This is a genomic window from Gemella cuniculi DSM 15828 (assembly GCF_000425665.1).
In the GTDB taxonomy this organism is placed as follows: Bacteria; Bacillota; Bacilli; order Staphylococcales; family Gemellaceae; genus Gemella; species Gemella cuniculi.
Genome location: NZ_AUDW01000023.1, coordinates 39,839 through 50,066, shown reverse-complemented (window position 1 = coordinate 50,066; position 10,228 = coordinate 39,839). Strand labels below are relative to the sequence as shown.

General features: G+C 29.0%; 8 protein-coding genes. All 8 read right to left on the bottom strand.

Going from position 1 to position 10,228, the window contains the following annotated elements:
- Positions 1 to 2,280: GbpC/Spa domain-containing protein (locus tag H612_RS09025; protein WP_156882780.1), on the bottom strand; the 2,280-nt coding region annotated here is incomplete at its 3' end.
- Positions 2,261 to 3,037 carry a GbpC/Spa domain-containing protein gene (locus H612_RS09520; protein WP_051210114.1) on the bottom strand — a complete coding sequence of 259 codons (777 nt, stop codon included), beginning with the start codon at positions 3,035 to 3,037 and terminating at the stop codon, positions 2,261 to 2,263. The genes H612_RS09520 and H612_RS09025, both read right to left, overlap by 20 nt.
- A gap of 416 nt (positions 3,038 to 3,453) precedes the next feature.
- The gene (locus H612_RS0103185) at positions 3,454 to 5,172 is read right to left on the bottom strand and encodes an ABC transporter ATP-binding protein (RefSeq protein WP_027130146.1); all 1,719 of its coding nucleotides are present in this window, start codon (positions 5,170 to 5,172) and stop codon (positions 3,454 to 3,456) included.
- Positions 5,162 to 6,913, bottom strand: a complete 1,752-nt coding sequence (locus H612_RS0103180; RefSeq protein ID WP_027130145.1) for an ABC transporter ATP-binding protein — start codon at positions 6,911 to 6,913, stop codon at positions 5,162 to 5,164. The genes H612_RS0103185 and H612_RS0103180 overlap by 11 nt, the downstream gene beginning before the upstream one ends.
- Positions 6,914 to 6,918: 5 nt before the next feature.
- The gene (locus tag H612_RS09020; protein WP_027130144.1) at positions 6,919 to 7,506 is read right to left on the bottom strand and encodes an MptD family putative ECF transporter S component; all 588 of its coding nucleotides are present in this window, start codon (positions 7,504 to 7,506) and stop codon (positions 6,919 to 6,921) included.
- Positions 7,499 to 8,902 carry an ABC transporter ATP-binding protein gene (locus tag H612_RS0103170; protein ID WP_027130143.1) on the bottom strand — a complete coding sequence of 468 codons (1,404 nt, stop codon included), beginning with the start codon at positions 8,900 to 8,902 and terminating at the stop codon, positions 7,499 to 7,501. Before H612_RS0103170 ends, H612_RS09020 begins: the two co-directional genes overlap by 8 nt.
- On the bottom strand, positions 8,899 to 9,603 hold the full coding sequence (locus H612_RS0103165) for an energy-coupling factor transporter transmembrane component T (protein WP_027130142.1): 705 nt from the start codon (positions 9,601 to 9,603) through the stop codon (positions 8,899 to 8,901). Before H612_RS0103165 ends, H612_RS0103170 begins: the two co-directional genes overlap by 4 nt.
- Positions 9,578 to 10,183 (bottom strand): TetR/AcrR family transcriptional regulator, encoded by a 606-nt coding sequence (locus H612_RS0103160; RefSeq protein WP_027130141.1) that lies wholly within the window; start codon positions 10,181 to 10,183, stop codon positions 9,578 to 9,580. The genes H612_RS0103165 and H612_RS0103160 overlap by 26 nt, the downstream gene beginning before the upstream one ends.
- Between the last annotated feature and the right edge of the window lie 45 nt (positions 10,184 to 10,228).

Below are 10,228 nucleotides of genomic sequence, written 5' to 3'. Positions count from 1 at the left end.
TCTGTCTTCTCCTGTTGTATTTGTGTAATCTACAACGTATGTTAAAACTTCTCCTGGTTTTACTACTTTTCCATCAATACTTGTTCCACCATTATCCACAACATCTTTTTTCGGTTTCTTCGGTGTTGGATTATTTGTTGGGTTTGTATCAATATCTATTACTCCATCTGCAACACGTGCTATATTTTTAATTACATTACCATCTGTATCATCATTTACTTTAACTTTAAATGTTACTTTTAATGATTGACCTTTAGCTACTCGTTTAGTCCATGTTACTTGTCCATCCGCAAATTTACCATTATTATCCGCTGAATTTTCTACATATGTAGTATACGCTGGAATTTTATCTTTTATTGTTACATCTCTATCTTGATCTGTTGTATTTGTATAATCAACAGTATATGTTAAAATTTCCCCTGGTTTTACTACTTTTCCATTAATAGTCGTACCAGCATCATTTACTACATCTTTTTTCGGTTTCTTCGGTGTTGGATTATTTGTTGGATTTGTATCAACATCTATTACTCCATCTGCAACACGCGCCTTATTCTTAATTTCGATTCCTTCAGCGTCATCATTTACTTTAACTTTGAATGTTACTTTCCAAGATTTACCTTTTTCTACTTTCTTAATCCATGTTAATTCTCCATTTGCAAATTTACCATTATTATCTGCTGAATTTTCCACATATGTTGTGTACGCCGGAATTTTGTCTTTGATTGTTACATCTCTATCTTGATCTGTTGTATTTGTATAATCAACAGTATATGTTAAAATTTCTCTCGGTTTTACTACTTTTCCATTAATAGTTGTTCCAGATTCATTTACTACATCTTTTATTGGTTTTTTTGGTGTTGGGTTATTTGTTGGATTTGTATCAATATCTAATATTCCATCTGCAACACGTGCTTTATTTTTAACTTCAACTCCATTTGCATCATCATTAACTCTTACTTTGAATGTTACTTTCCAAGATTTACCTTTTTCTACTTTCTTAGTCCATGTTAATTCTCCATTTGCAAATTTACCATTATTATCCGCTGAATTCTCTACATATGTTGTATACTCAGGGATTTTGTCTTTGATTGTTACATCTCTATCTTGATCTGTTGTGTTTGTATAATCTACAACATATGTTAGAACTTCTCCTGGTTTTACTACTTTTCCATTAATAGTTGTTCCAGATTCATTTACTACATCTTTTTTCGGTTTTATTGGCGTAGTAACTTTAACTGGTGTTGATTTTACTTTGTACGCATTGTTGATATCTAAATCAAAATGATTTTCATATCTTGTTCCCTCTTTTGTAACTTTACCTATAATAATGGGTGATGGAACTGCAGCTTCTTTTGTTAAATCTTTATTTATTTGATTTAATAAAGTATCTTTTGCCTTAAATACAAGTAACCTAGAATCTTTATCATAGGCTACATCATAATCTGGACTTGCTTGTTTAGTATCATTTAGATTAAGTTCATATCCTTCTGGCAATGTATCATTGAAAACTAATGAATTTATTTTTTCATGACCTGCTGGGAAATTAGAAGTTTCTAATTTAAACTTAACAACAGAACCAGTTTGTACTGCTTTATTATTTATATCTTTACCAGTTTCATCAGTTACTTTTTTCTCTACTTGTGATTTTACATGCAAAATATCATAGTGATACGTAGCTTGAACATCAGGTTTTTTAGGTTCTACTGGTGGTGTTGGTGGTGTTGGCTCTACTGGTTTTACTGGAACACCAAGTGCTTTAATATCAGAATTTAAAGCAAACCAAATATTTCCTCTCTCTTTTGATGAAATATCAAAGCTCACCTCTGTTCCAGCTATTTTACCAACTGCAGCACCATACCATTGATTTTTAGAACTAGACTCATCCCAACTGTTTCTGTCAAATTTTGATCCTTTAGAAATATTTTCATTGTTACCATTAGCATATGCACCATCTGAATGATTTTTTACTGAAGAACCACTAATTTCAAGAATTTCACCATTGAAAGAACTAACTTTCTCCCAAGTATCTGTATAACTTCCTATTTCTCCACGATTTAATGAACTAAAGCTTAGTAACCCATCCTTAGCATTGATTAAATTACCACTTTCATCATAAAATTTTACTTTCATATTGATTCGAGTATGTGTAAAGAAGTCTGTATACCAAATTGTATCATTAGGATTTTGTTTAATTATTACAGGAACCTTATCTTTATTTGGACCTACTCCTGTATCTTTTAATGTATAAGTGTATTCAACTTTAGCAAATTTTTTTCCCATTGTACATAGAATGTTGCAAATTAGTATATGTTACTGTAACGGGTTGATTTTTCGTTAACACAACCCTTCTATCTTTTGAATTAATCCACTTTTCACCTGAACCAAGTCCATTATTAAGCTGTTCGAAAAAAGCCCATCCCAATTGATTTACTTGTGTTCCCACAATATTGCGTACTACTCCAGGAAATTCTTCTTTTGTATATGTGGTGGTAGACACATTCATATTTGCATTTGGCTCTGATTTAAAAATTAACGTTTGTGAATGTGGCTTAGTTAGGTAACCATCTTCATTTTTACGTTTTTCAAGTTCAGCCATTGCTTTTTTATATTCTTCCAATGCTTTTTCATAATCTTGTTTAGCCTTATTATATTTCGCTAAATCTTCATCATACTTTTGTTTCTTTTTATCATACTCCGCTTTTTTGGCATTATATTCATCCAAATTTTGTTTTGCTTGTTTTAACTTTTGTATCTGCTGATTGTAATCATCCTGAATCTCAGCTACTTTTTTGTCTAATTCTGCTTTTGATGTTGCCACCCCTTTATCAACATCTTGCTCCTTATTTACCTTTACACCAGCATCTTGTGCTTCTTTTACACTCTTGTCAAGTGCTGTTCTATCTACTGTCACCTCTATCCCTTTATCCTTATCTGCTGCAAATGCTGTTAAACCTTGTGATGATACGTTCAACATAACTAACATTGATAAGAGTAAGGTTGCTGCCTTTCGTCCTTTTTCTTTGAGTCTTGTACTCATAAATATCCTCCTTACTGAATAATAATTATTATTTGTTACCAAACAACCTCTCTTCTTCCTATTTTGTTTTTAATATTTTTTACACCAAATAAAAAAAACCTTTAAACTATTAGTAATATCAAAAACAAACAGGTATTATATCCTATACTTACATAAATACCATCCTTTCATAATTTTTTTTATTCCCTATATTGAATTATAATTTATTACCTAAAATAATAAATTACAATGTATGCACTTTCCTAACTATACACTTGTATTGTAGCATAGTATTGTGAAACGATTATGATACTTTCCTCTTATTTTGTCCAAGTTGGACTAAATGAGAGAAAAAGCTAAGTATTTTTTTAAGAATTATACTAAAAGATGTAATTCTAATAAATACTTAGCTTCTAAATTTAATTTTTTTTAAAAATTTAATATATGTAAGAATCTGTAAGTTCTGATTTTTGAATCATTACTTTATAAACTTCTGATTCTTCTAATATTTTATTATGTTTCCCTTTTGTATCTATTCTCCCCTCATTCATTACTACGATTTGTTCTACATTCTCAACAGATTTTAGTCTATGAGATATAATAATTACCGTTTTATTTTTTATAAGTTTATTGATACTATTTTGTATCTCCATTTCATTTTCGACATCTAAAGAGGCAGAGATCTCATCCAACAGAATTATCGGAGAGTCTTTTAGGAAAGCTCTTGCTATTGCTATTCTTTGGCGTTCTCCTCCTGATAATTTTGAACCATTTTCGCCAATAATTGTATTATAGCCATCTGGTAATTTCTCCACTATTTTATCAACATTAGCTAATTTTGCTGCTAAAATAACTTCTTCATCAGTGGCATCCTTTCGTCCTATTCTTATATTTTCCAAAATAGAATTATTAAACAACTCTACTTTTTGAAATACAATAGATATATTTTTAAATAAACATTCTGTATTTATTTTTTGTATATCTTCTCCACCTATAGTGATTGTCCCCTTATCATAATCATATAATCTAGAAATCAATCTCAACACAGTAGTTTTCCCACAACCGGATGGTCCTACCAATGCAGTAACTTCTCCTTGTTTTGCAGTAAAACTTATATTGTCTATTACTTTATTTTCTCCATAAGAGAAGCTAACATTTTTTAATTCCACTTCAAAATTTTCTAAATTTTTATCTAAACCTTCTTGAATTTTTTCCTGTTGAATATCTCTAATTCTTTTGAATGAATCTTCAAAAAATAGTGCCATTAAAATATATTCATTTATTGATGCATATTGTGAAGATATAGTTGTTGCTGCCATTAAATATCCAACGTAATAAAGTACATTTATATCACCTTTGGTTAATAATACTACCCCTATTACCGCTGTAAGAACTGGGGCAAGATAAGGTAGCAACCCTATTGAAAATGACATAAAAAACATTTTCAACTCTGCTCTCATATGTATTTTTTCACTATTTTCTAATTTTTTACAAACTTCTTCTTCAACTTCTTTTTGCATAGAATAGCTTTTTATTTCTTGTTGCATTTCAAACGCTTCTTGAAAACTCGCAGAATTTTCGAGTAAAGTTTTATAGTATTTTCTAATCCCTCTTGTTTGTTCTTTCCCTGTTAAAAGCATTACTAATATAGCTAGCCATATAGGGACAGTTACAGCTAACCCCATAAGCGGAACAGTCGCAATCATCATAATACTAATTAAAGTGAAAAAGTGTAAAAATCCTATTCCTTGCGGCAATGCATGACTAATTACCATCTCAACATTATTAACATCCATCATAACTGTTTGCGATAAATCAGATAAATTATGCTTTGAAAAATAAGAAAGTGGTAATTTTCTAAAATGATTGGCTATGTTTTCTCTTAATGCCGTACTTTCTTCATAAGTAGTATCATATGTTAATATATATTCCTTTCTTATTATTAAATATTTAACAAGTACTATAATAGTCAAAATAACCATATAGATTGTAAGACTTTTTAATTTACCGTTTAAGTAATCTTGCAAAAACATAAATACTAACATAGGTGGCAAAATGAAACTAAAAAATTTCAAAAAAGAAAAAATAGCAGCCTTAATTGTGTCATTTATTCCCTTATCTGTAAGGGCAAAATATCTTTGTACTCTAGATTTCATTAATAACCCTCCATTCATTTGCATATTTAGATAATTCTCTAAAACGTTTATACCTTGTGTTGCTTGTCATCAACTCATTATGACTTCCTCTTTCAAGTACCTTTCCTTCATCCACAATTAAAATCTCATCAACATTTCTAATGCTTGATAATCTATGGGCAATCATAATAACCGTTTTATTCTCCATAAGATGTGAAAAAGCTTTTTGAATTTCATATTCGTTCTCAGGATCACTAGCTGCACTTGCTTCATCTAAAATGATAATAGGTGCATCCTTTAAAATAGCTCTTGCTATTGCTATTCTTTGAATTTCTCCACCTGATAGGTGAACACCTTCGGCTCCTATAATTGTTTTTTCTCTAACATCGAATTTATCCAAAATACTTTCACACATTGCTATTTTTAAAGCTTGCATTACTTCTTCATGACTGGCGTTTGGATTTCCTACTTTTACATTTTCATAAATACTTTTATTAAAAAGTTTAGCATGTTGGAATACAAAAGCTATATTTTTTTCTAGAGTTGTGTTTTCATATTCTCTTATATCAACACCACCTATTTTTATCCTTCCACTACTTACAGGATAAAAACCGGAGATTAATTTTGCTATTGTGGACTTACCTCCACCTGACGATCCAACTAAAGCATATTTTTTACCAGATTCTAATTTTAAACTGAAATTATCTAAAATACTAACACCCTTTTCATACTCAAAAGTTACATCTTCAAATTCTATATCATAACTTTTCATTGATGTTATATTTCCGGTTATAAGTTTATTTTCATCCATCTTTTTAAATAAATCATCTAATCTATCTATAGCGTCTTTTGCCATAGAATAGTTTCTACTAAAATACATTATTTTTATAAACGCATTATTTAGAAGTCCTACAAATGTCATAAAAAATACTACCAAACTAATAACTTCACTTGTAGAAGTATTAGCTTCAATTAAAGGATAAGCTATAACAATAATTAATGCTCCAAAACTCATCATAAGACATTGATAAAGTACAAAGGGAGTTCTACACTTTTGACATTGATTATTAACAACTTTAGAATAATGTAATATTGATTTGTGAAGTTTTTTGAAAGATTCTAATCCTAAACCAAATACTTTAATAACTTGTATTCCTCTTACATATTCTACTGTCTCAGAGTTAATATCTTCCAATGCTGTCATATAGTCTTTCATTCCATCTTCTTCAGTAAACATAAACTTAAAGCATATTAATGCAAGAACAACAACAATTAATACCAAAATACCTATTTTCCAATTTGCAACAAACGATAAAGTTAGAACACCAATCGGAAATAAAACGGCATTTACTGAGTCAGGAAGTATATGTGCAATTATCGTATGAGTGTTCCCCGTATTATCATCAATAATCTTTCTAGTTTTTCCTGATGGATTAATATCAAAAAAAGAAAAAGATGCATTCAAAAGATGTTTAAGTCCTCTTTTTTTCATATTTGTCTCTAATCTAAACGCAAAAACATGACTAAATGTAAGAGTTAGTGCATAAGTTATCGCATAAAGAGCTGTTGTCAAAAATATATAAAAAGAAATTTGTTTTATCACTGAAGCATTAGCAGTAGTAGTAATCTCTTTTAAAATTTTCCAAAAAAAGTAGTATGGAAAGAAAGATAAAACTGTTGCTATCCCAGAGAAAATTAAAGCTAAAATCATAAAAATCTTTTTTTCTTTTGCATAATTAAACAATCTATTTAGTGCTTCCATATATATTATGCCTCCTTAAAATGCTTTTTCAAAATAGCATAACCTACATAAACTCCTATAATTCCTAAGATGAAAACAATTATAGATGAAATAACTCCCCAATAACTAGAAGTATACTTTATGTACTCATTCATCGTTTCAACTGTTTCTCCTCGTTTCACCCAAGTTTCTCTATAACTGTTTAGGAAAAACATAGCTGGTATAATTGCACCCCAAGCTTGTCCCATGTGCATAAGTCCTGCTGCTATAGCAATTTTAAACACAGGCGTATCTTTTGACCTAGAAGCAATTAGGTCTGCTATTATTGCTGTTGTCATAGAAGTTATTAACCAAGGAAGATAACCTCCACCCATAAGTGAAAATATCCCCATAGCAAAAAGAGTAAATAGTGAAAATTGCCACATTTTTCCTATCTTCCTTACCATAAAATAAATAATAGTTCCGGTGAATAAACCGTTAATTCCTGGACTAATAGCATGACCTAAAGCACCTAATGGTGTTATAATCAACATACTAAAAAAATAAATTACCAAATAAACTGCTGTTAGTAGTGCTATTAATAAAATATCTTTAATTTTTAATTTATTATTCATAATAATCCTCCATTTGTTTATAAATACTGTTTAATTTTTTTATATTATCTTTTTCTAGATAAAACTTATCATTTATCTTAGAATCTTTTATATATATTACTTTATCTGTACTTCTTCTTATAAATTCATAATCATGGGAAATAACAATTAATGTTTTTTCTTCTTTTAAAATTTTAAGAAGATTTAGTACCCTTTCCATAGAATTTTTATCAAGCCCGCTAGTTGGTTCATCAAAAATAATAATTTTTGCCTCACTCACCAAACTAATCGCTAACTGTAATCTTTGTTTTTCGCCACCTGATAAAGTCTGTGGATGTTTATCTTTTAAATGCCATAACTCTAAAAGTTTTAGAGCTTTTTCATTTTTTATACTATTTTTTGAAGTTATTTCCAATTCTTTTAAAACTGATGCTCCAAATAATTGGAAATCTGCATCTTGCATAATATAAAAAACTTTTTCTTTTACGCTGACACTTCCCTTATCAACTTTTATAAGCCCTGATATAATCCTAGCAAGAGTAGTCTTACCTGCACCATTTACTCCTACTATCGTAGTAACCTCTCCTTTATTAAAAGTCGCACTGATATTTTTTAAAATATCTTTATAAGTTACATTATTTAGGCATACAGTTGCATTTTCTTTTTTAGCTACTTCTCTTACTTCAAAATTATGTGTAAAAAGTTTAAAGACTCGTTTCCCATAATCACTATTTTCAAAATCTTCTTCTGTTTTAAATTCGATCACCGTCTTATCTTTAATTAAAAATACCTTATCTATTATTCCTTCAAGATAATAATATCTATGATCTGCAACAATAATTGCCCTCCCTTCTTTCTTTAAATCTAAAATTTGTTTTCTAAGTCGCATTGCATTTCCATAATCAAGATTTGCAGATGGTTCATCAAACACTACAGCATTAGGCTTCATAATAAGTACAGTTAAAAGTGCCAAAAGTTGTCTCTGTCCTGAAGATAACTCAAAAATATTTCTTTCTAATAAATTTTTTACATTAAACTTAGCGACTACCCCCTCCAATCTTTTCTTCATTTCTTCAAAAGAAAAAGCATAATTTTCCATCGCAAATACAAGTTCAGCTGTGGTATTATTCGTAAAAAATTGACTTCTTGGATTTTGAAAAACATTTCCTAAAACTAAATTTCTCTCATAAATCTTTAAATTTTCTTTTTCTTCTATATATACTTTTCCATCTAATCTTCCTTCTATCACTTCTGGTATCATTCCATTTAATATATTAAGCAAAGTTGACTTACCACTTCCGCTATCTCCTACTATCAATGCGATTTCTCCAGAATTCACAGAAAGATTAGTATTTTTTAAGACTTCTCTTCCATCTTCGTAAGCAAAATTTACATTACTAAATTCAAAATTCTTCATAATACACCTCCTATAATCAAACCATATCCTAATATTAAGAAAAGGATAATCATATAATCTGCAAATGAAAACTTCTGACTATAAAAACTAGTCCTTTTATGCGGTGCATCTATCCCTTTAGTTAAGCCAGCACATGTAAGTTCTGAACTAAGATTTAAGCATCTATACAACTGAGGAACAAGTAAATACTCAAAACTCCTTAACGGATGTTTAATAGAAACTTTAACTCCTCTTATATACATTGATTCTTTAATTAACCTAAACTCTTTTCCAAAAGTTGAAATATATCTTAATGCTACAGTAAGTCCTATTATAAATATTTTGGGTAGTTTTAGTAGTTGTAACGCTGATAAAATTTCTGATGAATTATATTCAAAGACAAGTAAAGAAGCTAAAACAATGCAAGGTAAAAACAACATCATCATCCTAAATACAGACAAAAATACTACACTCTCAGTATACAGAAGCACCAATTCATATAAAGTAAAAAATATAAGTAGATATATCAACGATTTTAACAATCTTTTATAACATCCTACTAATGCTAGCAAAATTAGAGAGAATATAAGTGTGAAAAATATTGCCTTGTTTGAAGGAAAAATCGTATTAATAAATGGTAAAGTTACATTTATTAATAAAATAACTAAAGGATGAAATTTTATTTTTTTCTTATCTTCATTCTTTGTAGCATGTAAGTCCACTTTTTATCATCTCCTTTAATATTATTTTATTTTCTTCAAAGTTCTCTCTTGCATCTAAAATATTTACCCCCATAATAAATGTATTAATTATATTTGTAATAAACTCAAATGCCTTATCTAAATTTTTTTTATTATTTCCAAAATATGGGAGCAACTTAGTTAAACTTTCTTTAGTTCCTAATACAATTTTTTGATAAGTTTCATATAATTCTTTATCATAATTTATTTCTATTAAAAATTGAGCATAAACCTTCATAAGCGGATTGTCTGTCAATATTTTTTCTACCATTAGTTCCGCAGTTATTTCTTCATTAGCCAAATCACCTACTGATAAATTATTTTTTCTAATATAATCTTTTATCAAATCAATCCTATAGTTATTTCCTTCCATAAAAATATCAAATATCATTTCTTTAGTACTCTTATAGTAGTAATATACACCACCTTTAGAAAGATTTGTCTTGCCTATCACATCTTCCATAGTAGTGTTGTGAAATCCTTTTTCTACAAAACATTTGATAGCTGCTTGACATATTTCTTTTTTTCTAATTTCTCCAATATATTTTTTTTCACTAACCATTTTTATTTTTCCTATACTTTCTACTTTTTAAAACAAAACTGACGT